Below are 24,991 nucleotides of genomic sequence, written 5' to 3'. Positions count from 1 at the left end.
ATTAACAAACGGGCGGTTTGACCGCCCGTTTGTTTTTGTCTGTTTTATTACTACAGCTTAAAACTCTTCACTAGCACTTAATTTATCAGTTTGTAGAATATCTAAGCTGATTTCACCCTTTTCATCCAGTTCGATTTTTGTGCTACCCGTTAGTTTTGTTTGCGAGCTAATATCCTTACACAAGGCAAAGATATTCACTCCAAATTGGTAGTTTAATTGATACTTATTGTCCTCAATTTCTGTAACTTCAATAATCTCTATCCCTTCTGGACTATAGGCTCTATGGTGTAAATAGCTTAAATCCCCAATGAGTTCATATTCAAATAGTTTTTTATTTTTGGTTAAAAAGTCATGCAGGCTTACTAAGGTGTTTTGCTTTGCAGAATCTAATAATAATTTTCCAATCGCTTTCATGATTCATCCTTTAGAAGTGATAGTGGCTTGCATTTAAATGGTAGCGAAACCCAAATGACATTAAAACACCTAAATCATTGTTTTTATTTTACTTTTTAATTGCTTATTTACATTTTGGTAAGTTGTTTTCATTATCTAATGCCTGATGAGGAGCTCAGCTCTCCATATATGAATTTATATAACAAAAGTTAACCCTCTTTGCCGCTAAGTTCTTGAGCAAACGCCTTGGATTCCCTAACTTATTCACTGCATCACAATATAAAGGATTTATATATGTTTAAGCTCAATCTCATTACTAACAGCCTGGTTGCTTTGACACTAGCAAGCAGTATTATGGCGATTTCTGCTAGTGGATTTGAACAGGATCAGCAGGTTGCTCAGGTTGTCAATGGATTCACTCATAAATTTGAAAGCGGGCAAATTACCGCCCCTATAGATATTAGCCCTAAAGCGATTCTTTCCTTATTGGATTTCTCCCATCCTGGCTTAGAAAAAGTAAAAGCTTTAGCGGATATTGGCCAAGAACAGCAAGCCATGGAAGCACTGCTTGCTTATTTTCGCGCCAAATATAAAGACAGTGATCAAATTAGCTTAGATAAATACCAGCGCGAGTATGCTCAACTAACGTTGAACCACATTATTAAAGGTAACAAAAACTACCCACCGGTATTTCGTGGCGCCAACATCCAATGGCCAGATCTTGCGGTTATTGATGGTAAAACCATTCATGATAAGGAGTTTTTATATCAGTACCATCGCCTTCATTGGTGGAGTTGGATGGCAAAAGCTTATCAAGAAACCCAAAATGAAGCTTACTTTGACGAATGGCGCTACCAATTAGTGTCATACACTAATGAATTACTGCCTATAACTAAGCAAACCCCTTGGTTTATTCGCCGTGGTATGGAGTCTTACTACCGAACATTAAGTGCCACAGAAGCCTTCCGTTACTTTGTGCATTCGCCAAAGTTTGATGTAGCTACTTTGCAGTACTTCTTGGGGTTCTTCCATAATCAGGCTGAGCATATTCGTACTGAATACGCTAAAGCGGGTAATCATTTATTAGGTGAACTCACTCAGGTATTTAAAAATGGTGCCGAATGGACAGAGTTTACTAAATCGGCCGAATGGCGTAATGAAGGCTTAACCCGAATTCCTGGCTTGTTAGATGAGCAAATTTACTCAGATGGCATGAATAAAGAAACCGTATTTAGTTACCACACTATGTATGCAGAACTTTTCTACGGTTTTTATCAGGCCCTAAAGCAAGCCGATATGCTTGATCAGGTGCCAGCTCACTATGCTGATACCGTTAAAAAGATGCATGACATTAAAATGGTGTCATTATTCCCTGATGGCTCGACCACTCAATTTGGTGACGCCTGGAAATATCGTAAAGAAGATGGTATTTATAAGCCTCGCTATGCCGATTGGATATATAAAACTTGGTCCGACCGTTACCCAGACGAACCACACTATAAATACTTAGCAACTGACGGTAAAAAAGGCCAACTCTGGCAGCAAACCAGCTTTAACTACCCTGAAAGTGGGTTCACCTTCTTTAAATCTGATTGGTCTAAAGATGGTATTCATTTAGGGTTAGAGTCTGCGTCTTCACAAGCATGGCATGCTCAGCCAGATACCCTTACCTTTTCGATGGGTGCATACGGTCGTAGTTTTATGGTGGACTCTGGGGCTTACATTTATGAAAGTGACGATCCTGAAGAGAAACGCTTACGCAAATGGTTCCGTGATTCCCGCGCTCATCAAACTGTCACCCTAGATAACAAAGACGTTGATCAAAAGCCTAAGCATATTTTATGGCATGACAGCGATAACCTAAGCGTAGTAGTAGTGGATAACCAAAGCTATGAAGATCTTAAGCACCGCCGCAGCATTATCTTCGTTAATAAAGAGTTATTTGTTGTTCACGATGAGCTAAGTGGTGAGGCAACGGGTACTGTGCGTGCCCATTACCAATTTGTACCAACCACCCCAGTGTTTAGTGACAATGGCTTAACCGTTGATTCTAACTTTGCCGATGGGGCTAACCTGCTGGTTAAAACGTTCGACCAAACCGCTTCTGATTCATGGTTTAGTTCACTATTTGGTGGCGAATCTAAGCTAAAAATGGAACAAGAGGAAGGTTGGGTATCTTACCTAATGAACGATAAGTTAGAGCGCCCTGCTTGGGCTTATGCCATTGATAAGACCGACGCTAAAGATGTGGCTTACCTGACCGCCCTTTACCCACAAAAAGGCCAAGTGTCTGATGATGTGAAACAAGCGCTACAGGTAACCGTTGAGAAAAGCGCCGATGGCGTCAATGTTTATCAGATCACCACCGAAAAAGGCATCTGGCAGGTAGAGGTTGATACCGCCAATAACAAGGCCAGCTTAAAGCTGTAGTGCCCTCTTTTCTGTGTTTAAGCCCAAGCTTATTTAAGCTTGGGCTTTTTTATTGATGTATGTTTATTTGACCTTAACTACAGGATAAATTAACTTTAATGGTTATATAGATAACATTGTTTTTAAGTGGTTTTCAGTGTTGTAACCCAAAAGGATTTCAACCTATGACAACCTCTGCCCAAGTCACCACTTCAAATCGTTCTAATTTTCGCACTTATCTGCTTTTACTGTTAGTTGCTGCAGTTACTTTTGGGATTTTCTTTTATTACCATAACCGAAATTTGCATCATATTGATCAAGACTATTTATACCAATTAAACGAGGTGCAACAGCAGTTTTCGCAACAGATCACTCGAGTAGGCAGCCTGTGTCACTGGGGAGACAAAGCAGCATTAGAGGCCAATTACCCGAGTATTTCAGACGTAAAAAACTGTAAACCTGGTGATAAGACAAGTTTTACAATTGATCCGGGTAGATTATCTTTTGTTATTTCTAGCAAAATTAATGTTTCACTAATCGATTTATTTAGTAAGCTAAACCATAGTTTTAGTGATCTTTACCTTATTGATAGTAAAGGCAATGTTTATGAAAGAACCGCGCATAATACTAGCCAATTTAGTGGCTTTAATGGCTTAATCCCGCACTTTAAGGAACAGCAACGCCCTAGTTTACAAAGGCTATTTACTACAAACCCATCAGTAATGGAGGGAGTTACCTCCCTTCCTCAACAGTCCTCTGTTATTGACTATCATAATGCTGGTGACGCTTTTCGCCTTTATTTGCAGCCGCTTTTACTCCCCCAGATTAAGTATTTACAACACACACAAAATGAGCAGTTCTTCTTAATTGGTTTAGTTAACAAAGCACACATAGAAAATAGAACTCCTATTAGCCACAATATTGCTTTTTTACTTTGGGGAATACTTGGACTTGGCGTGGTTTACTTTGCCGCCTTTATGTACTGGTTTCCGATAAATCAGTCGCAACCTTTATGGCTTAAACCATTATCTTTAACGATTTATTGTGCTTTTTTTATTGTTTCTTGTGCCTTTGCCCTCTCGCAGGCATACAAATATGCCCTTATTGAGCAACGGCTCGATACCACCAGCGAGTTTTTAGCGCTAAAAATAGAAGATATTGCAAAGCAAATAAAAACAACGGCAACCGCTTTAAAGCAGCAACAAACCACTTTTAATAGTGACGTTAATCTAGCTGATTATTCAGACTATAAAGCCGAGAAAGGCTGTTTTGGTAGCGGTCTGAGCAATAACAAAACAAATGACTTATCCCAGCCAAGCCATACTTGTACCCTAGCTTTGTTATCTAAAAATTTGTTGAAAAGCTCTGATGATGTCTATGCCATTAACAGTGATGGCCGATCCTCTGCTTTTGATATTAATCAAGAGCAAATTGTGACGAGTTTTGCAGCTAACGCTAAAGGTAAAATTTGGCGTTCAGTCAATTACAGTGAAAAACCACTAGTAACAGATAATTATACGGTTGGTCATAGGGATTATTTTATTAAGCAAAGGCAGCATAATGCATGGGTATTAAATGGCAGCGCATTTTATTTACAACGTTTATTTAATATTGCTGATGGCAGCCTAGGTACCACGATAAGTTTACCCATGGACTCAAAACCAGGGTTTATTCTGGGGGCAGATCTTTATCTTCCCAGTATTTATCAGCTGACTCCAACAGCCAAAGATTCTGCCATTATTGGTGATTTGGTCACCATGATCATAAACCCCGTAACAGGAGAGGTATTGTTCCACAGTGATAACAGCCACAGTTTGCAGGAAAATTTCTATCAGTTTAACCAAGAACAAAAACTATTTAAAACCTGGTTAATGCCTGAATCTTCTGAAAAACCGCATATTCGCGGCTACTACCACGGCGATTACGGCTACTTTTTACAACAAGACTTAGGTATAGGGCCTTTAAAAATTGTGGGTTTCATTCCAAGTTATAATCTGCGTACTTTTGCTAATAATCAGTTTGTCTATTTAACTCTGGTTCTTACGGCGTTGGTTTTATTAATGCTTATTGCCACAGCAATAACTAAGCACAGCAAACAAAAGCTCATAGCACTGCCCTCTTACCCTGTTGTCGCTCTCCTGAGTACCTTGATGGGGTGCAGCATTTTGCTGACTTTAAACTTTACCCTTGATTGGAGGTATGACCTACAAGCACTGTTGCTCGTTGTAGTTTTTGCCATTTTTTACTTATTAACCACACGCATAATGATGCAGATGCCTAAACGTCAAACTATATCCATCATGGTGATATTGTTAGCCTGGGCCTTTCTATTGCCATTTCAAAGCTTTAAGGGCAGCGAATTCGCTCTTCAACAGCAACAAAAGCTGCAACAACAATTTACTCTGCAAAACAATGCTCAGCAGCAATTGGCTTTTTTTAATGAATTTTATCCCAATAGCATAGATAAGATCACTGGCTTAGATGAGCTAATTAGCAAGGCTAATCAATTTGGTGATAGTACAGCAAGACCTGTTCGTCAATTAACCCCAACCAACCTAGAGCAGAGCACTCAATTAAAACTTTTTCTTCCTTGGCTTGAGCAACGATTTGAATCCCCAGAGAGTTCCCCTTCCCCCTTGATGCAACAAAGTGGACTTGCGCGTTTTCTTTATTTTATTGGCATACTCGCATTAGCGGGATTCATTTGGGTATTTTTAAAGCTAATTAAGCCTCGAGTTTTCTTAAGTTCTTCCTTAATTAAACACATTCAATTAATGCAGGAGATGAACCAGCAGGCTTATCAACAATTATATGAACAGCAGGATCATCAAACTCGTCAGTTATACATTCAATTAGGAGTCACTAAAATCAATGGTGACCTATGGAGTGCAAGATTTACAACTTGCCATAGGGGTTATTTTACCTATAAAAATGCTTTTAACTTGGCTAGCTCAAATGATCTAGTTGAACAACAGAGTTTCCCTGGATTAAAGTTTAACCTTAACCCGGATACCGATCATATTGAGCTGTTTGATATTGAACTCGCGCTCGAGCACCCCGATACTCGTGTAGCTTTATTCGACTTAATCTGTGAAATTAAGCAGAAAGTGGAATCGGGTCAATTTAAGTACTTTACCCTTCATTGCAACAGCGCCAGTTTACAAAAATTGAGTTGGCAATCGGGCCTTGGTAGTAGCCATGACATCGCTTTTCAGCCCTTAGACCATGCTAACCTTTTACGTTGGGCCGAGTGTTTAATGGATTTTCAGGTCATTATGGGACCGGAACTGCAGCGTTATTACCATCAATTAGACAAGACTTTTTGCTTGGACGAACAGCAAGCATTACCTGAATTATCCCACTTAGATTTAAATTTACTTAAATTTTCTCATTCGGGACAGGCTAGCCGTTCCCATACCATCAGCTATTTATTGCACTTATTTGAAGCGACTTACCGCTATAAGTGGGAAAATTGCAGTGATTTGGAAAAGTTGGCGCTATATCAGCTAGCGGCCAATAAGCATCAGCCTAATCCGTGTAATGCAGCATTAATTAGTGCCTTAGCCCAAAAAGGATTGATTAAATACCATCAAGGCAAACTTGAAATCATTAACCATAGCTTCAAAGTATTTATAAAAAGCGCTCAGTCAGATGAAGAGTTTCGTAAGCTTGAACAACAGGCCCAAGTGGGTACCTGGCAGCAATTTAAAATACCTTTCACCATCATGATTATTATTGCTGTCATTGGCTTAGCAATGAGCTCTGGTGAGTCAATATTTGTGGTGCTAGGCGCAGCGAGTGCCGCGCTATCGTCGATCTTTGGGATAAAATCTCAGTTCGGTGCCAAATAAAAATGCCGCAACGCTCTGTTTTATAAATCTGAGCATTGCGGCATTTTAGTATTTAAAGCTAAAACTTTAAATACTCATTAAGCACGGCTTAAGAACTTCTTATCTTCTACGTGTACTTTAATTTTGTCGCCAGTAGAAATGTGCTCAGGCACCTGAACTATTAAACCAGTAGACAAAACCGCAGGTTTAGTACGGGCCGTCGCTGAACCGCCTTTAATTGAAGGATCAGTCTCTGTGATCACTAGCTCAACGTTCGTTGGTAAATCTAAACCCACTGCTTGTTCGTTAACGATGACGACTTGTACACCATCTGTGTCTTCGGTAATGAATTGTAATTCATCGCTGATAGATGCACTGTTTAAATGATATGGCGTGTAATCTTCGTTATCCATGAAGACATGCTCTTCGCCATCAATGTATGAAAGCATGACAGGACGACGAACAAGGTCCGCAAGTTCTAGCATTTCTGAATCTTTGAAGCTTTCATCGACTTTTTGACCCGTTACTACGTCATACATACGCATACGGTAAATACTGCCACCAGCTCGACCCTGGGGTACTGAACGCTCGATGTCTCTTACGATGAAAGTACGGCCATTGTAATCAATCGCCATGTTCTTTTTGATTTCACTTGCCTTAGGCATAATCCAAATCCCAATACTTAATATTAAATAGCACTATAGTGCCCTTGTTATACTCCCCTTAAGGGTACCTTATTTTGTATCTTGTTGCGATAGTTACTACTCTGACAGGCTTTTCTTCCACCGTTTTTAGCTTTCGTTTTATTTTTTATGGTTAAAATTAATGAAAATTTATTATAAAAAATCACCCGTGATGGTTATAAAGTGAGCTAGTATTTAAGTGCTAATTTATAATTATAATCATGGAAGAGGCTTAATATGCATAATAATGCTATTAACTTAGAGCTGTCTACTTTTGTGGAGCAAGCCTTTAATAAGGCAGCAATCAATAGGTTTTCCTTATCTATTGAGCTTAGTTGCATCCAAGGGTTTATAGGTCAAAAGCCTTTTAATTATATAACAGGACAGTGGCAACCTAATGAAGAATTGTCTATTGATAAATCACTCATTTTCAACAATGAAATTATTGGAAAAATTAAAATCCCAGCAAGTGAATGCCTGAATAATTATGAATACCAAGCAAGAACCCTTGATCATATTATTGATAGTTTACTGTTAATAATTAAAGAATATCAAAAGAAATTTAGTGTCCCCTCAAGCAATCAGTTCAATTTGAGCTGGATTGGTCAATCAAGGGCAATTACTGATATTCAAAATCGAGCATATAAGTATGCAAATGTGAATTTTCCAGTTCTTATTCATGGAAAAAGAGGAACCGGTAAATTTATCGCCGCTTATTCGATACATCAACTAGGAGCTCGTAAATCCCAGCCTTTTGTCGAGGCTTGTGCGATCCAGTGGGTGAATGAAAATCCCGTAAAGATAATGAAGGAGTTGTGCCAGCAAGCAAGTGGTGGAACGCTTTTTATTCGCAATATCAACAGCCTTCCTAATGAAAGCCTTAAACAGATTAGGCATTATTGGGAGAGCATCTACCTTGATACAAAACCTGAGGTTCGCATTATCTGCTCAACATCACCAGACCATGACTTGCAATCGATTAATGATTCCACTGCGCCCTGGCTATTATTAGAGCTTCCCAATTTACAGCAGAGGGTGACAGATATCGAATTGTTAGTACAATATTTTTGTACTAAGTATCAGGGGATTAGCAAGCTAGAGTTTGCTGATTGTGCTCTCCAATTATTAAACCAATATGCATGGGTTGAGAACGTTAAAGAGCTTGAAAGTATGATAGTTACTCTAGCGGTAAACCTTGATAGCACCAAACTGACTAAAGCTTCCCTAATTAAGGTCTTCCCTAAACTTACCCAAGTCACTGAACCTCTTGTACTGCGTCACCTGCAGCAACAAACATGTGAGCCAATGCTAGCAGGCCATGCACAAAATCAATCTTTAGAGTTGGCTTTTAGCATATTGGAAAGTGAAAATATTATTAACTCTATTGAGCATCCTGCTGTAAGTAAGTCTCTTAGGTACCTAAAAAGTAATTATTTAAATAAACTCTCCATCGAAAAAATTGCTAAAGATAACTATATTAGCCCTCAACACCTCTCTCACTTATATAAAAAGAATTTGAAGATATCCATTAAGCAGTTAATTGTTCATTTACGAATTGCCAAAGCTATTGAGCTCCTTAATAGTGTTCCTAAGAAAAATGTAACTAGCATATCCTATGAAGTGGGTTTTCATGACTTAAGTCATTTTGAAAAATCATTTAAAAAAGTCACCAATAAAACTCCGTCCCAATACTTAGCATCTTAATATCTGCCTTAGTTTTTTACATTTTATTATAAATATACCTTCGTTTTTTACACTTACTAATTTAATACCCTTACTTCATACTCTTTTACCCTAGGATTTTACATTTAATTACTTCAATTTCAGCTTAATATCTTAATACTTGTTATAAAGATGGAAATCATCAGTTCAAGTACTCAGGAAGTTCGTTGGTAGTATCACTAATTTAATTAAAGGAGTTATCTATGGCATTTCCTACCTCAGTTAATGACCAAATAACAGATTCAGTTACTCAAGCAAATGTACAAGTGCTTGCTGATGCCCCTTCTTTATCGATGGGAAATCTCTTTCAGGCCACATCGCAAGCGCTGGGTAATGCCGCACACAATGCGACCAGTGCTCAACAGCAGACTGCTGTAACTGCTCAAGCTGCAACCACTATGGGAGTGACTACATTGTATTCCCTAGATACCGCATCAACGGGTAAAGCCACTCGGGCAATTCTGCAGTCAAAAGTGGCCGGTTTAGGTTAAACACTAAAGCATTTATCCATTAATTTAATCAACTAAGAGAGAAACATTATGGCTTTTCCAACTTCAGTTAACAGTCAGATCACTGACTCAGTAACCCAAGCTAATGTAAAGGTACTAGGTGATGCCCCTGCCATCGCTATGGGTAATTTATTTCAAGCAACCTCACAAGCTTTGAGTAATGCGGCTCACAATGCCACCAGCGCTCAACAGCAGACAGCAGTAACCGCCCAAGCGGCTACGACTATGGGCGTTGCGACCTTATACGCCATTGATACCGCATCAACAGGCAAAGCAACCAGTTCAATTCTAGGTTCATAAGGTAAATAGAGTTTGATATATGGCATTTCCAACATCTGTTAATGACCAAATTACAGATTCGGTTACCCAGGTTAATGTAGCAGTATTGGCTAATTCGCCAGCGCTATCTATGGCGAATTTATATCAAGCAACCAGTCAGGCCCTTGGTAATGCTGCTCATAATGCCACGCTTGCTCAACAGCAGACCAACATTATTGCCCAAGCAGCTGCTACTACGGGAGTGAGTTTATTGTACTCACTTGACACAAGTGCAACGGCAAAGACTACTAAATTAATTTTTAGCAGCAAAAGTTAAATCATAAGGAAACGACAATGGCATATCCAACTTCTGTAAACAGCCAAGTAACTGATTCTGTGACACAAGTTAACACCAAAGTCCTTGGAGATGCGCCAGCATCATCAATGGGTAACTTAATGGTGGCAACGTCACAGGCGCTAAGTAATGCAGCCCATAATGCGACGACTGCCCAACAGCAGTCAAGCATTACTTGGCAAGCTGCTACCGTTCAAGGGGTATCAAACTTGTATAGCATTGATACTGCTTCTACTGGTAAGGCGACTTCACAAATATTTGCTTAATCAACTATTTGTTTGCACCTGGAGTAAATAAGCATTGGCTTTATTTAGGTGCTTTTTAACAGAATAAAAAAATGAACACTGATACCAGTTTACTTAATACTGCCATCGCCCCACCGTTATCCATGGGCTTAACCTACATTGCTGCAGGTCAAAGTGTCGGAATGTTGATGGAGAATGCGGTATTCAATGAAAAACTTGCCCAAATTACGGCGAACACCAGTGTTAATCAATGCTGCGCATTAATGGTTGCCTCAGGTGTAATAGGAATATCCAAGGGAAAATAGCGAAGGGATAAATCATGACAAACGCCAATACGACTAATGATGTGATCACTGATGCGGTCACACAAAATATGACTTTACTCACTGGTACGGCAGCCCCACAAGGGATGGCGATGATTGATGTCGTTTCTGCTGAGACTTTAGGGATGGCGATGCATAATGCCATTTCAGCACAGCAAAACGCTCAATTAACTACCAATGCCTCTATCACCACGACCTGTGCCAAAATGCTGGGTATTCAGCCCCCGGTTCCTGAGCCGACACCTAAAGCCGAAGTACCGCCATTTATGAAACTTGGGCCTGATAGCCCACAAGTGTCTGGTAAAGATAACAGCGCGCTTATGGATAAAATTAATGCAATTAAAGATGCGTTAACCAAAATTGATACTAAGGGGGAGTCCACTGCAGATGTTGAAGCGGGTGTCCAATCTATCACCAAGCAACTCGATGCTATGAAAGCATTCATTACTGAACAAAGCACCAACTCGGCAAGTGCAGAGCCTTCACATAATGAACCTAAGCCTCCGGCTACATGAAAGTCGATTCAAACGAATAAAAGCAGATTATCTCACACCATAGGGAGTGCCAAAAAATGGCTAACGAAGTGGTAAATCAACAGGTCACTAATTCATTGCAAGCTGTGCAGCAAGCAACCATGACAGGTGACATTATCAAGCATGCTGGGGCGGGTAAAGCTTATCAGTCGGTGTCGCAATCTACCGCGATAGCGATTCAAGATGCTGCCGATCAGTTGCGTAATATGAGCACCATCAGTACCACTGCGGCTGGTGTGGCTATGTCACAATTACTGGCGACAGGTAACGTAAAGGAATTCACCCAGGTATATGCCGAAATCAATACCATGGTGACCAACAGTACTGAGAATTTTTCGAAAATTGGTGAGGCCGCCAGTAAAGTGCTAAACGGATTCCCTACTGGGGATTAGAGTTTTTAAGTTCAAGGGGGTAAGTGATGATTTCAGTCCAGCATGCGGTTATTGACTTAAAATCGCTATCAAATAATGCACAAATGATCCTAAGCTGGTCTGACTGTAATCTCAACTGGCTTGAAATGGCGAGTAATGATCAACAACACCATCAATTTAACTCTGAGTTGGCGTTAATACAGGCTGTGTATGAGGGGCTGCATAATACTAGCAGTATCAAGCCGCAAAACTGCCCTCTTTTCGCTGATTGCGAGTTTTTCTATCAAATGTCGGAAAGTGATCTTGCCATGATAGATAACCAAGTTAAGCAGCCATCAGCACAGAATAAAAAAAATGTCCTAAAAATCATAAATGAACAGCAACTCATTGGTGATAGTGATTATCAAAACTTAAGTGAGTTGATGGGGCTATTAGGTTTTAAGCAAAGCTTTGAGTTGGGCATGGTTGATATTGAAGCAGTCATTCAAAGTAAATCGATTAAAAATAGCGACTTAACTACATTAGCAGCCAGCCAAATAAATAGTTTAATTAAATTAGCTCGTGCCCAATGTGTAAATTTAGCTGGTTTCTTTATTGCTCTTAGTAGTTTTTATGATTTATTTCAATTACATGGTTTTAACTCAAACTCAAAACCATCCAATAAAGATACGGCTTTGCTTTTAAATGAATATCAAAATTTAAAGCAGATTAGTTTAGATCTTGGCCATTGTCCCAATTTAGCTGACAGTAACACCATCAAAAACGTCACTACCTTAATTCAATTCTGGGGCAATAATCACAATGCAATTGGTTTTATCGATATTCAAAGCGGCATTAAAGCGCTCAGTCATTACCTCCACTCTAACTCTATCACAACCGCTAACTACTCCGAATTATCGCAAACGTTTTCCAAGTTGTTAGTTAATTTTCAAAAGCAAGCGGAAATTAACTCTATGTCGATGAGTCAAGACGGACAATTTTGGTTATATCAAGCCAGTAGTGCCAATGCTCATGCCCAATATGTGCTGAGCCCGGATGGACGCTTAATGCTTGACTGGTTCTATGTTAACTCACAATAAAGGAAATGATGATGACCACTCCAACTAATAAAGATCTCATGCAACAAGTCACGCCCGTTAATATGCAGAAACTCATGCAGCAGGTTGATGACCACCTTAAACAGGCGCAGGCACAAATTGATCAATCGATTAAGAATTCATTTGCGCTATCGGCACAATCCAAATCGGTGCTCACTCCGCCCAACGACACTGCAACTGAGCAAACTCAAACTGCCAGTGGAGTTGCCAATGTTGCGCAAGTGGTCAATCAAACGGCTGATTCAGCAAGTGACGATGCTGTGGCGCAAAGCACTGCCACGATTGAGCATGCCATTGCTCAAACTACTCACAATATGCAACAAGCGATTGCCAATACGAGCGCTGGAGTCGCGGGTATTAGTCAACAAATGCATCAAGCAAACTCTGCAACAGAACAATCAGTGGCAAACATGGCCAATGCAGCCCAACCTGACCCAGAGCCTACCAACCCTGAGTCTGCTTCATGATAAATATCATCAACAAGGCTATTACCCTAAATGCCGATACTCAGGTAAAGCAAAAAGCAGCGGTTAAGCAAATGCAAGATTTGATTGCCGATGTCAGTACCTGGGTCAAGCATAAGGTATTAACCAATAAGGATAGGGCCAACCTTGAAGCCAAAGGTTATGCCCGCGATCTTGTTAATAATCTTGTTTACTTAACGGAACGCCCCAGTTCCCAAAGCAGCGAAGATAGCCATGTAACTGGGTTTACTATAGAAGCCTTTGATCCTTCGATTTATGCCAGTGACGAGATTTATCAGCACTTTACTAATATCAATCATCACAAGTGTTGCTGGTGTGAAAGAAAAGTAGCCAGTGATGGCATTATCAGCCATTTTCGGCCAAGTTATGGCCGCCGAGAAAATGGCCAACTGCAGCGTTTAGCTTATTATAAGCAAGCTTACAATCTAGATAACCTGATGTTTAGTTGCCGTGAATGCTCAGAGCATTATAAATCTGACCGCTTTCCTACGATTGAAAAACACCAAGCTAAAGCCCATGGTATCGATGATGAATTGCCTTTACTGGTTAACCCATATTTTGAGCAGCCTAGGGATTTTGTTCGCTTTAACCCAGTCACTGCAGAGGCTTACCCTTTTGATTTAATTTGCCAATTTTATAAGGATAAATTTGCACTAAACCAAGTAGATATAGTCACTAAGCTTCAGTCTGATATTGGCAATATCCCCTCTATTAACGGCTGTAGTGACCTTGATAAGGAATACCAACAATGGCTTAAAAGCTCTATTTCTGCACAGGTGCTTTCTAAGGGTTCGACCACCATTGACGTACTTGGGTTAAACCGCCCCAGTCTGGTTAGACAACGGCTTGAAGTCTGTAAACAATATCGTGCGATATGGCTTGCCAGTAACAGTGAACCAAGTACTCCTGAAACCAACAAAATTAAGCAACATCTCGAAAATATTGCTAATGCTGAGGCTCCCGAACTCACTTTCAGCGCTTTACTGATTGACGCCCTTTGTTATTGGCAGCTTGATAACAATCAAGATTGGGATAGTGACCATCAACCGACCGTCAAAGAAGAAATAGCGCCATTAGCCATCAGCCCCTTACTGCGTTCTAGCTTGATTTATATTGTTCTTGATAATGAGCTGTCTCTTAAAAATAAGCGCAGAATTATCCAATTAAATAATCAAGATTTACTGTATTCCAGCACCACTGGTAAATGTGTTTTTCTCCCTATTGATTGGAATAATGACTTTAGCAACGTCATTAAAGTCCATGAAAACAACCACACCTGGGAAACGTCTTTTTCTGAACTCAACGCATCTCGAGCGACCGCTCTGAGCAGCTTATTTGCCAATGCCGAAGTATGGGCGGAAGGCAATTACTGTTCTATTAGCTAGCACTTAATAGGAACCCTGATTATGGCCAATCGACTCAATCAACTCGGAATCAATCATGTGGTGGTTCTTACACTAGAAAACCGTGGCTTTGATCATGTCATGGGTTGGCTGTATGACAATGAAAACCCGGATGATTTACCTAGTAATGTATTGCAGGTTGGTGGTGATAATAAGCCAAATTTTATTGGTTTAAGTGGGGGCTCTAAACAGGAGACCAGTGCTTTATTAAAAAAGTTGGCGAATAAACCAAAGTATGGCGATCAACCCATTGAGCCAATTAAAGGTGCCAGCACCCCTAGAACCCCCTCTTTTAACCCCGGTGAACATTTCACTCACATCATGGCGCAAATGTATGGTAAACCCAGAAGTGAAGTGGATTGGGGGGATCCTACTATTCGTGCGCAACAGATAAGTGATATAGGTTCAACACCTATGAACGGTTATGTGCTCGACTATGCTGAATCTATCGAGGAAGATGTTGGCATTCGTGCAACTGATGCCATGGCCAAGGAAATTTTAGAAACCTATGTTCCTGAACAACTCCCTGTATTAAGTGGTTTGGCCCGCCATTATTGTATTTCGGATTATTGGTTTTGTTCAGTGCCTTCGCAAACCAATACTAACCGAGCGTTCGCCACCGCTGGCACCTCTTTAGGCTTAGTCACAAACAACTTTTATGATGCCCACAAAAATACCAAGAACCCCGGCTTAAAAGGTCTTAAATGGTTGCTTAAGGGCTCCCATGCAGATCGTTTACCCGAGTATCCAAATAATTTATTCAATTTATTAAATGATAATGGCGTTAGCTGGAAAGTCTTTTGGCAAAGCGAGTGGCCACCGCTTGATGCCTCTTTGGGTTTTGAACATCAGTACGTTCGCACCATGTTTCGACAATTAGACGATAAAAAGTACAACGATAACTTTGTTAAATTTAACCCTGATGACAGTGATAATAAACTGTTTAAGGCCGCCCGCGAAGGCCGCTTGCCCGCGGTAAGTTGGATTGAACCTAAATGGGGCGGCGGACCAAGCTGGGACAGTACCTATAAAAGTAAAGCTCGAGTCGTCGGCAATGATATGCATCCTGTTAGCGACACCCTAATAGCTGAAAACTTTGTTCAGCGTTTATACGATGCCCTTTCTAAACGTGAAGATGGTTCAGAGAACCCTTTTTGGAAGCAAACCGTTTTTGTTATCACCTTCGATGAAAACGGTGGCACTTATGATCATGTACCGCCACCAAAGGCAACCCCAAGTGCCCGCGATAAAGCCCCATACCCTGGGGAGTACCCCAATATGGATAAAGACACCCGCACTCAATTCGGTTTTAAGTTTGATCGCTTTGGTATTCGTATTCCGACGATCATCGCTTCTCCCTATGTAAAACCTAAAACCGTTTTCCGTAATTTAACCAAGCCCTTTGACCATACTTCCGTTATTGCCACTATATTGGATTGGAAAAATATTGATAGAAAGTCTTGGTTACTTGGTGAGCGAGTGGCTAATGCACCTCTATTTGATTCGGTACTTGAACTTGATCAAGCCCGCGACAAAGACACCAATATCATGGCGAGTCTAGGTACACCTGTTAATAATGGGGCTGTGATTAATTATGGGGATGAAGTGCTGCTCGAGTTTATTGGCAGTAAATGGGGTAATGGACAATATTCCAAATACTTAGCCAAGTCTTCCCGTACCCTGAAAACCTTTTACCCCACCCTAAGCAGTAATAAGGGCAACGCTGCCGTGTTTAAGTTGTTCGCTGATAAGTCTAAAGATACCGGTAAACCTATTAAAAACATGGCGACCATTAGAATTGCCTCCACCGAGCAAATTTTGGGAAATAAGAACGTACTTAGTGCTTTTCATGATTCCCATTATTTGTATTACTACACCCCAGATGATAACACCACAGATTACTGGCACGGCGAACGCTGGCAAATTGTTAATTTTTCTAGCCGTGATAATCAACAAACCCTGCGTGATGGCGATGAACTTTTTCTGTTAAGTTTTTTAAGGCCATTGCAGCCAGGCTATTCAAGGATCACACCAGATCCCTTTTGTCGTATGACCATTTCTCCTAAAAATGCCGATTATCTCACCACTTTAGCGGGTGAATGGGCCATCTGGAAAATAACAAAAGTGAACAACTAAGGAAGCTCTAATGACAACACCCACTACACGTATAACAATATTAGGCAAAGAATTAGACTATGAAACTAATGATAATAAGCAAGCATACAATAAACAGGTCGACCTAGAGTCCGATGTAATAATCACTAGCGTGATTATTGGCTTTATTCTCACCAGATTTTATCAAAATCAACCTTGTCAGTTTGATATAGAGCACCCTACCCTTGGTGAAGAGCTACTGCTCGAGTATTTCAGTAGTGGTGAAGATGCAAAGAAGCAAATTGAGCAAAAGGTCGAAAAGTTATTACTTGAAAACATTAAATGTGTCGATGCTAACTTTTTTAAGCAGAGTCTAAAGGCTATAAACCTCTTAACAATGTATTCCGAAGGAGATGAAGCAAAACAAAAAGAAGCAGAAGCCACAGTCGCGAGCGTAAAAAAGCATATGCCAACAAGTAGGACGGTTAAGCTTTTTGAAAAGTATAAAAACCTAAAAGACATTAATTATGGAGAACGTATCGTAGAAGATTTCGTCAAGGAGATGGAATTGAACTCTTATAACTTACTTGATGCCCTCTCATTTGTTGTAGGCTGCGAAGTAGAAATCGGAAGTTTTATTAAAGATGGTCAATCCCCTTTTGGTTCCGAAGGTAAATTGATCACAGGTAAGCAAGGCTCTGCCACTGAGAGCGCTAAAAAACGTAATCGGCCATTAACTTATTCTAAAGCCGATATGATTAAAAATGCGATAGCGGAAATTGAAATAGACCGTAATAAAAAAGCTCCAGATCAACCAACCATTTATACAGGCCGTGGTGCCTATACAGGGTTAGTTGATAACCCCATAAGTGCTAACCATAAACTGTTTCCCACCCGCCGTGTTAATGTGACTACATACACAATGCGAAAATGGCAAGGCAAAACGGTAGATAGCAAAAATGAACCTAGAGAAAATTGGGGGTTAATTGGTTGGGACAACCCAGACCAGCCAAACCTAAAGCCACTCCCCAAGGGCTTTGGTCAAATTAACAACGATAAAATCAAAGTAGCTTACATCCATGGCATGTGCAGCGCCATTGTAGAATCGAGCAAATATGGCCCCTGGTGCACCCCTTATGAAATGGCTACCGGTACCGAAACTACTAAAATGGCCTCCTGTTTTCCTTGCTCTACCTATATGTACAGTACTGGCTTTCCGCCATCATCAATTCATCTCGGCCGGGGTGAGTCTTGGGTACCACCACACAGTTGCAAAGTGTTCGAACAAAAGCTAGGACAACCTGTCGATGAAAGCTTATTTTCTCAATGTGAAATTGCTGATGCATTTCAAAAAGGCTGGAACCGCGACATTTACCATCAAATGAAAATTGGCCTTGACTGCATGTTGAAGGCAGAAAAATACATAGATAATGATCACTACCCCTTAGTTAGCGATACAAAAGACCGCTTACAGCAATTATTTGGAAATGATCCAGGCCAGCCCTACAAGCTAAAAGAAGTCAACGCCAGTGGCGGTGGCCTATTTCTGGATGCCCTAAGTAATCATGATAGCGAAATAAAACGTCTGACTAGAACTTTAAAGCCTGCATTAGACGTCATTAAAGTCATGACTAAACATTCTTATACATAGGTGGTATTCGCCAATGAAGATTTTTAAATATTTTCTGTGGTTATTGGGCTTAACTATATTAATTTGGCGTCCACACTTTAGCTCAAGTTCAATAACAACGGATTCTACCGCTCGACCTATGGCAACTAGCTTTTCCCATAAAGGGCTAAGCTATGGCGTTGATGTATCCCACTATCAGGGAAAAATCGACTTTTCCAAGTTACAAACTGAGGTTGACTTCATTTATGTGAAGGCTACAGAAGGCGATACTTTTATCGACCCCATGTATAAAGCGAATGTCGAAGGGCTACAAACAATTCAACTCGCCAACGGGGCTTATCATTTTTTCAAACCTGATATTGATGCAATACAACAGGCTAAATTGTTTGTCAGCTTAGTTCGTCACTCTAAACACACATTGCCTGCGATGCTCGATGTTGAAGTCATTTCTACAGTGTCCACATCAAAATTGCAGCAAGGGGTAAAAGCCTGGCTCGATTACGTAGCAAAAGAGCTAGGCTGTCAGCCTATTATCTATAGCGATCTTAGCTTTTGGCAGGATAATCTCGCTTCAACCTTTCCCAAACAGCCACTGTGGGTAGCGGATTACCAAAGCATAAATAATGGCCCACCTAACGCTGGTACTAACCAGTTGTTATGGCAGTACACAGATAAAGGCCGTCTAACAGCCATAAGTGGTTATGTGGATCTTAGTGTGGCCCAACACTCTACAGGAGCCTGCTATGCCAGCTAGCATTAATCAATGGCGCAAAAAGTTAAGTGGGCTATCAATTTGGCCAGTATTAAGGAAAGCCATCCCCTTATTATTGGGACTAGTGCTGGTATTGCTTATTCAGTTTAAGATTAATACCGGCTCAGAACATTCCATTATCGACAGTAACGACCGTTACTTGGATCAAATAAGCTTACAGGCCACCACAGATATATTACTGCTAACCGAAGTTGATGCTGTATTAAACATACTTAAGAGCTCGCAAGTTGGGGTGTCTTTTATTGCTGATTTTAACGTTACCGTAGGACAGGCCATCAGCGAAGTACAGAGCACGACCAGCGAAGCCAAAAAAGTGATGATGATTTCTTTAGTGCTCATCACTGTGCTTAAAACACTCAATGATCTTTCTTTATTATTATCAGAAGTGGCGTTATATATTGCAGCTGGCGCAGGGTTTATTCATTACCTTTTATTGCATTTTAAAACCCTATCGATGATCCCCCACACAGTATTAAATAAATCCGCAGCGATCACTAAAATTGCAGCCATGATTTTTATCAGCTTTTATTTACTCTTACCCTACAGTATTCACGGCTCAGGAGTGTTAAGCGAACGACTGCAGCAAAGCACTCATGTCGATAACAGCCAAAGCTTGAATCATTTACATCAACATATCACACAGGGAAAAGGCACAAAAGAACTTTCTAAAAGCGCCAAAGCCAGTATTAGTCATCTAAGCAGCATGAGCCACTCTAGTATCAAAGACAAGGTACAAACACTAATAAAATACACCATTACCGCAGCCACGTTGTGGTTGTTTAACCTTATTCTCATGCCCCTTGGTATTGGTTTTATGTTGTATAAAATCACCCTCCAATTACTCAGTTATGAGTACTACCAGCCGACTAAAGATCACTGATAACTTGTTGAATTTAAATTTTTATCCATACTTATAGGGAATAAGTTATTGGGACTATAAATTTGTCTAACTATATAAATGACATTAGCTGTGCTGAGTTTATAGACTTCAGCGAAGAGCAGAAACGCAGTTATATTCTCGGCTTCTGTCATGGTCGTTATTTCACCCTATCCCTATTAATAAAATACGCTCGCCAAGCCGCGGGGCCGACAGTAAACGATGCCGAATCCCTAGACTATATCGATAAGCTAACCAATATTATTGAGTATGTACAGCCTTTGGTTGAAATGCCTGAAAGCCCACTCCTAAAAGGCCTCACCGCCCTGTGCACCCAAGACGAGTTACAGCATCAACCTATCAGTAAAGCGTTCTTTATTATGACCGCCTATGTCGCCCATTTAGATCACTATTAATGGAATGTCTCAGTTCACAATTTGAGCGCTCCGTTTTATTTAATCTGGATCTATTGCCACATCAACCATATACTGTATAAATAAACAGTTCTTTTTTTGGTGTGTATAATATATGCAGGTTATTCCCCTATATGCTGAAGCTGGGATCACGGGATTTGAATCTCCAGCGGCGCAATATTTAGAACTCGGTTTATCCCTTGATAAACTGTTAATTGAACACCCTAATGCTACCTTTATTGGTATTGCCAATGGTGACAGCATGCAAGGGGTTGGCATTTATTCTGGTGATTTATTATTAGTCGATAGAGCCATTACCGCTGTCCATATGGATATTATTGTTGCTAACTATAATGGCAGCTTTGTGTGTAAGCTATTGGATAAACAACGACGGCAATTATGTTCTGCGCACCCTAAGTATGGCCCTGTTGCTATCAATGAATGGGATGAATTTCAAATTGAAGGTGTCATTAGCACGTCAATCAGAATACATGCTGGGCAACGATTAACAGAGGTGATCCAAGCGTGTATGCCTTAATTGATGGCATTAGTTTTTATGCCTCCTGTGAGAAAAGCCTCGATCCTAGCTTACGCAGCCAACCTGTTGTGGTATTAACCAATAACGATGGCTGCATTTGTGCGGTTTGTCCGCTGGCAAGAAAGTTTAATATTCCTAAATTTGAGCCCTACTTTAAGCTCAGGGAGCTCTTAGCCAGTCATAACGTAGTGATCCGCTCCAGTAACTATGCCCTTTATGGGGAGCTTAGCCGGCGCATGATGAACATTTGCCAAAGTTTTTGTGATAACCAGTATGTGTATTCTATTGATGAGTGCTTTCAGCACTATCAAGGATACCAACATAGTTTTGCCAAATTAGGATTAACTATACGTAAACAGATATGGCAACAGTTGAAGCTACCGGTAGGTGTTGGGTTTGGCCCAACTTTAACTTTGGCGAAAGCCGCAAATCATGCGGCTAAAAAGCTATCAGGTTTTAGTGGTGTCGCGGTAATTGATGGCGAAATCAGCCGTAGTCAGATTTTAAAGCAGATGAAAGTCGAGCAAGTATGGGGCGTAGGTCGTAGACTGGCTAAGAAATTGGCACTGATGGATATCCATAGTGCTTGGCAATTAGCTGAGCAATCACCTCAGCGTATCAGACGAGCTTTTGGTAGGCCTTTAGCTCGCACCGTGTTAGAGCTAAAAGGTCAAGCGGTATTAAAATGGGATCAATTGCCAGCGGAAAATCAGCAAATTTTTGCAACGCGCACTTTTGGTCAGGGCGTCAGCAATATTGATGAACTGACCCAAGCATTGGTCAGTCATGGGGTCGAAGTATGCACAAAAGCACGCAAGCAAAGATTATTAATTAAAAAAATGCTGCTTTTTGCCCATAGCTCACCCCATAAGGAAAATTATGTTAGGCGCAGTAAAATAATTGAATTCCCCTATGGTTTCGATGATGACCGAGTTATCAGTCAGAGTATTGCAGCCTGTGCAAAATATCTCTATCAAGCAGGCATACCGTTTTACAAATGTGGTGTAGGAGCAACCCTATTAGAGAGCAGTCAGTATTATCAAAAAGACATGTTTAACCAGTACCCTAATTGCCCACAATTAATGAATTGCGTAGATGAAATTAATGCTAAATACGGTCGTCACACCATTACCCCTAGCCGCATGGTAGGAGAACGACCTTGGCAAATGCAGCGTCATTTTTTATCACCTAGCTATTTAAGTTCCTGGCAACAGCTTCCCAAAATTAATTGCTAATACTAGTAAGTGTCATACAGAGCGAACAGATGGCGAATAACGAATTATCACCAAAACTTATACGCAAAAAAGCGTACAGCAAGGATGCTATAGATAAAGAAGTATTAGCGCTGGGCTGAGCAATGCTTTAAATGAAAAAGCGATTATAGCTAGGCTAATTTTTATACATAATGTTTGAGGTTAATTGACCTTAGTTAGTGGGTGGATGAACTTTGAACAAACAGAAAGAAAAGTAAGTCAGGAACAAAGGTTCAAGTTAAATTGACTGGAATTTGCCGTTATTACCTTATGTTATTGTGTTGATTGCATTTTGCTGAAGTCAAAATTGCAATAATTGCTACCAAATTTAAGCCTATTTCAAAAATTTTAAATAACAATTTGTTTGTTAAAGTTCTATTATGGTGTTAATGAATCAATAACAGCAAAAGCCTATATTGGTCTACTGTAAAGAATAAAGAGGTAGCATATGGAAAGGTTATCGGGTGCGGACATGATTGTTCGTTCACTGATTGATGAGGGGGTTAAGACGATATTCGGTTATCCGGGTGGCTCTGTCTTAGATATTTATGATTCACTGCATCAGCAAGGTGGCGTTGAGCATATTCTTGTTCGCCATGAGCAAGCCGCTGTGCATATGGCTGATGGCTATGCCCGCGCAACCGGCGAGGTCGGGGTTGTATTAGTGACTTCAGGTCCAGGTGCCACCAATGCAATTACGGGTATTGCAACGGCGTATATGGACTCTATACCGTTAGTGGTTTTATCTGGTCAGGTACCAAGTAATCTTATTGGTAACGATGCTTTCCAAGAGTGTGACATGGTGGGTATTTCTCGCCCTGTTGTAAAACACAGTTTCTTAGTAAAAGAAGCCATTGAAATTCCAACTATTATTAAAAAAGCATTTTATCTAGCTGCAAGTGGTCGTCCTGGCCCTGTGGTCATTGATATTCCGAAAGATGTATTAAATCCTGCATTACTGCATGACTATTTGTATCCAGAAAAAATTAAAATGCGTTCTTATAGCCCGACCACTCAAGGGCATAAAGGCCAAATTCAAAAAGGGTTAACGGCTCTGCTTCAGGCTAAAAAGCCTGTGCTTTATGTCGGCGGTGGTGCGGTTATGGCAGAGTGTTCTGAACATCTGATTAAACTCGCTGAAACGTTGAATATCCCAGTGGTTAGTACCCTAATGGGACTGGGTGCTTTCCCAGCGACTCATGAGCAAAGTTTAGGGATGCTAGGTATGCATGGTACTTACGAAGCCAACATGGCAATGCATAATAGTGATTTGATTTTTGGTATTGGTGTCCGTTTTGATGATCGTACCACCAATAATCTGGAGAAATACTGCCCCAACGCGACGATTTTGCATATCGATGTCGATCCATCGTCTATTTCAAAAACAGTGAATGCGGATATTCCAATTGTTGGTAGTGCGGATAAAGTTCTCGAACGTATGTTGCATATGATTGCTAAAGAAAAGTTAACCGGCAATGATTTAAGCGCATGGTGGGATGATGTCGGTGCATGGCGTGCTAAACAATGTTTAAAATACGACACCTCTGGCGATCGAATTAAACCTCAGGCGGTTATTGAAAAAGTATATGAGATTACCAATGGCGATGCTTATGTGACTTCTGACGTAGGCCAGCACCAAATGTTTGCCGCGCTGTATTACCCATTTGATAAACCACGTCGTTGGATTAACTCTGGCGGTCTTGGCACCATGGGCTTTGGTTTACCAGCTGCTATGGGTGTTAAAATGGCCTTCCCTAATGACACCGTGGTTTGTATTACCGGTGATGGTTCAATTCAAATGAATATTCAAGAGTTATCGACAGCACTGCAATACGATACACCGGTGGTGATTGTAAACTTGAATAACCGTTTCTTAGGTATGGTTAAGCAGTGGCAAGACATGATCTACTCAGGACGCCATTCTCATTCTTATATGGATTCAGTCCCTAATTTCGTTAAAATTGCAGAAGCTTATGGTCATGTTGGTATTAACATTAACCACCCGGATGAATTGGATGAAGGCCTCAGAAAAGCATTCAGCATTAAGGACAAGTTAGTCTTTGTTGATGTTAGCGTAGATGAAACTGAGCACGTTTACCCAATGCAAGTTCGTGGCGGTGATATGAGTGAAATGTACCTAAGTAAGACGGAGCGTACATAATGAAAAGGATCTTATCATTATTACTAGAAAACCAACCAGGTGCCCTATCTCGTGTGGTGGGTTTGTTTTCACAGCGTGGTTACAACATTGAATCATTAACGGTATCGCCGACGGATGACCCAACCTTGTCCCGTCTGAACATTACCACCAGTGTTGATGAGAAAAGCCTTGAGCAAATTGAAAAGCAATTGCATAAATTGATTGATGTTCTAAAAGTGATGAACATTACCGAGTGTGAGCATATTGAGCGTGAAGTGGTATTAGTTAAGGTAAAAGCAACCACCCCACAGCTTAAAGACGAATTGAAACGGATTGCTGATATTTTCCGTGGCCAAATCGTTGATATGACCGCGAAGCATTACACCATCCAAGTGGTTGGTGATTCAGATAAAGTCGATGCTTTTGTTAAAACGATTGACGATAGTGCCGAAATTATCGAGACTGCCAGTACTGGCATCGTTGGCATTGCCCGTGGTGAGCGCGCCATGAAGGCTTAGCCCTAAGCTTTGCAGTTAAAAAGCATCGATTACACCAGTATCGATGCTTTTTTTATGCCCCAAATAACTGAATAACCACTTCACCAGCAAACGTTTACGATTATTAACAACAAATGTCCCGGCGCTAGATACCTAAAACA

At 40.6% G+C, this 24,991-nt stretch carries 24 protein-coding genes; 22 read left to right on the top strand and 2 right to left on the bottom strand.

From position 1 onward, the window contains the following. Nucleotides 1-57: 57 nt before the first annotated feature. A complete protein-coding gene (locus tag GFB48_RS04370; RefSeq protein WP_163931677.1) occupies nt 58-414 on the bottom strand; it encodes a hypothetical protein in 357 nt (118 codons plus the stop codon). Nucleotides 415-687: 273 nt separating this feature from the next. On the opposite strand from GFB48_RS04370, the gene GFB48_RS04365 reads away from it, so the two are divergent. Together GFB48_RS04365 and GFB48_RS04360 are read left to right on the top strand one after the other, a co-directional pair. After that, a complete protein-coding gene (locus GFB48_RS04365) occupies nt 688-2,823 on the top strand; it encodes an alginate lyase family protein (RefSeq protein WP_163931674.1) in 2,136 nt (711 codons plus the stop codon). 164 nt (nt 2,824-2,987) lie between these two features. After that, nucleotides 2,988-6,653, top strand: coding sequence for a hypothetical protein (locus tag GFB48_RS04360; protein ID WP_163931671.1), 3,666 nt, complete (start codon nt 2,988-2,990; stop codon nt 6,651-6,653). 77 nt (nt 6,654-6,730) lie between these two features. Here the strand turns inward: GFB48_RS04360 and yeiP are convergent, their stop codons facing one another. After that, a complete protein-coding gene (yeiP, locus tag GFB48_RS04355) occupies nt 6,731-7,297 on the bottom strand; it encodes an elongation factor P-like protein YeiP (protein WP_163931669.1) in 567 nt (188 codons plus the stop codon). A gap of 255 nt (nt 7,298-7,552) precedes the next feature. Between yeiP and GFB48_RS04350 the strand changes: the two genes are divergently transcribed. The 20 genes from GFB48_RS04350 (at nt 7,553) to ilvN (ending at nt 24,851) form a co-directional block, all read left to right on the top strand. Next, on the top strand, nt 7,553-9,019 hold the full coding sequence (locus GFB48_RS04350) for an AraC family transcriptional regulator (protein ID WP_163931666.1): 1,467 nt from the start codon (nt 7,553-7,555) through the stop codon (nt 9,017-9,019). 221 nt (nt 9,020-9,240) lie between these two features. Then, on the top strand, nt 9,241-9,528 hold the full coding sequence (locus GFB48_RS04345) for a RebB family R body protein (RefSeq protein WP_163931663.1): 288 nt from the start codon (nt 9,241-9,243) through the stop codon (nt 9,526-9,528). 48 nt (nt 9,529-9,576) lie between these two features. Further along, nucleotides 9,577-9,846 carry a RebB family R body protein gene (locus GFB48_RS04340; protein ID WP_163931660.1) on the top strand — a complete coding sequence of 90 codons (270 nt, stop codon included), beginning with the start codon at nt 9,577-9,579 and terminating at the stop codon, nt 9,844-9,846. 19 nt (nt 9,847-9,865) lie between these two features. Next, nucleotides 9,866-10,141, top strand: coding sequence for a RebB family R body protein (locus GFB48_RS04335; RefSeq protein WP_163931657.1), 276 nt, complete (start codon nt 9,866-9,868; stop codon nt 10,139-10,141). Nucleotides 10,142-10,158: 17 nt separating this feature from the next. Next, on the top strand, nt 10,159-10,425 hold the full coding sequence (locus GFB48_RS04330; RefSeq protein ID WP_163931654.1) for a RebB family R body protein: 267 nt from the start codon (nt 10,159-10,161) through the stop codon (nt 10,423-10,425). 71 nt (nt 10,426-10,496) lie between these two features. Then, the gene (locus tag GFB48_RS04325; RefSeq protein ID WP_163931651.1) at nt 10,497-10,709 is read left to right on the top strand and encodes a RebB family R body protein; all 213 of its coding nucleotides are present in this window, start codon (nt 10,497-10,499) and stop codon (nt 10,707-10,709) included. Between the two features lie 14 nt (nt 10,710-10,723). Continuing rightward, nucleotides 10,724-11,242 carry a RebB family R body protein gene (locus GFB48_RS04320; RefSeq protein ID WP_163931647.1) on the top strand — a complete coding sequence of 173 codons (519 nt, stop codon included), beginning with the start codon at nt 10,724-10,726 and terminating at the stop codon, nt 11,240-11,242. Nucleotides 11,243-11,298: 56 nt separating this feature from the next. After that, nucleotides 11,299-11,652, top strand: coding sequence for a hypothetical protein (locus tag GFB48_RS04315; protein WP_163931644.1), 354 nt, complete (start codon nt 11,299-11,301; stop codon nt 11,650-11,652). A 23-nt stretch (nt 11,653-11,675) separates the two neighbouring features. Then, a complete protein-coding gene (locus tag GFB48_RS04310) occupies nt 11,676-12,710 on the top strand; it encodes a hypothetical protein (protein ID WP_163931641.1) in 1,035 nt (344 codons plus the stop codon). Nucleotides 12,711-12,721: 11 nt separating this feature from the next. Beyond that, nucleotides 12,722-13,195 carry a hypothetical protein gene (locus tag GFB48_RS04305; protein WP_163931638.1) on the top strand — a complete coding sequence of 158 codons (474 nt, stop codon included), beginning with the start codon at nt 12,722-12,724 and terminating at the stop codon, nt 13,193-13,195. Continuing rightward, nucleotides 13,192-14,598 carry a hypothetical protein gene (locus GFB48_RS04300; RefSeq protein ID WP_163931635.1) on the top strand — a complete coding sequence of 469 codons (1,407 nt, stop codon included), beginning with the start codon at nt 13,192-13,194 and terminating at the stop codon, nt 14,596-14,598. Before GFB48_RS04305 ends, GFB48_RS04300 begins: the two co-directional genes overlap by 4 nt. 21 nt (nt 14,599-14,619) lie before the next feature. Then, nucleotides 14,620-16,752, top strand: a complete 2,133-nt coding sequence (locus GFB48_RS04295) for an alkaline phosphatase family protein (protein ID WP_163931631.1) — start codon at nt 14,620-14,622, stop codon at nt 16,750-16,752. Nucleotides 16,753-16,762: 10 nt separating this feature from the next. Beyond that, nucleotides 16,763-18,361, top strand: a complete 1,599-nt coding sequence (locus GFB48_RS04290) for a hypothetical protein (RefSeq protein WP_163931628.1) — start codon at nt 16,763-16,765, stop codon at nt 18,359-18,361. 13 nt (nt 18,362-18,374) lie between these two features. Then, complete coding sequence (locus tag GFB48_RS04285) at nt 18,375-19,094, top strand: glycoside hydrolase family 25 protein (protein WP_163931626.1); 720 nt, start codon at nt 18,375-18,377, stop codon at nt 19,092-19,094. Continuing rightward, entirely contained in the window at nt 19,084-19,992 is a 909-nt protein-coding gene (locus GFB48_RS04280) for a hypothetical protein (RefSeq protein WP_163931623.1), read from the top strand. The genes GFB48_RS04285 and GFB48_RS04280 overlap by 11 nt, the downstream gene beginning before the upstream one ends. Nucleotides 19,993-20,054: 62 nt before the next feature. Then, nucleotides 20,055-20,405, top strand: a complete 351-nt coding sequence (locus GFB48_RS04275) for a hypothetical protein (RefSeq protein WP_163931620.1) — start codon at nt 20,055-20,057, stop codon at nt 20,403-20,405. 112 nt (nt 20,406-20,517) lie between these two features. Continuing rightward, nucleotides 20,518-20,940, top strand: coding sequence for a translesion error-prone DNA polymerase V autoproteolytic subunit (umuD, locus tag GFB48_RS04270; protein ID WP_163931617.1), 423 nt, complete (start codon nt 20,518-20,520; stop codon nt 20,938-20,940). Further along, on the top strand, nt 20,928-22,175 hold the full coding sequence (locus tag GFB48_RS04265) for a Y-family DNA polymerase (RefSeq protein WP_163931614.1): 1,248 nt from the start codon (nt 20,928-20,930) through the stop codon (nt 22,173-22,175). The genes umuD and GFB48_RS04265 overlap by 13 nt, the downstream gene beginning before the upstream one ends. A 466-nt stretch (nt 22,176-22,641) precedes the next feature. Beyond that, a complete protein-coding gene (locus GFB48_RS04260) occupies nt 22,642-24,354 on the top strand; it encodes an acetolactate synthase 3 large subunit (protein ID WP_163931611.1) in 1,713 nt (570 codons plus the stop codon). Then, nucleotides 24,354-24,851, top strand: coding sequence for an acetolactate synthase small subunit (gene ilvN / locus GFB48_RS04255; RefSeq protein ID WP_163931608.1), 498 nt, complete (start codon nt 24,354-24,356; stop codon nt 24,849-24,851). The genes GFB48_RS04260 and ilvN overlap by 1 nt, the downstream gene beginning before the upstream one ends. The last annotated feature ends 140 nt before the right edge of the window (nt 24,852-24,991 follow it).

The organism is Paraferrimonas sp. SM1919, from assembly GCF_010993985.1.
GTDB lineage: Bacteria > Pseudomonadota > Gammaproteobacteria > Enterobacterales > Shewanellaceae > SM1919.
This window is presented reverse-complemented; position numbering and strand designations above follow the sequence as displayed.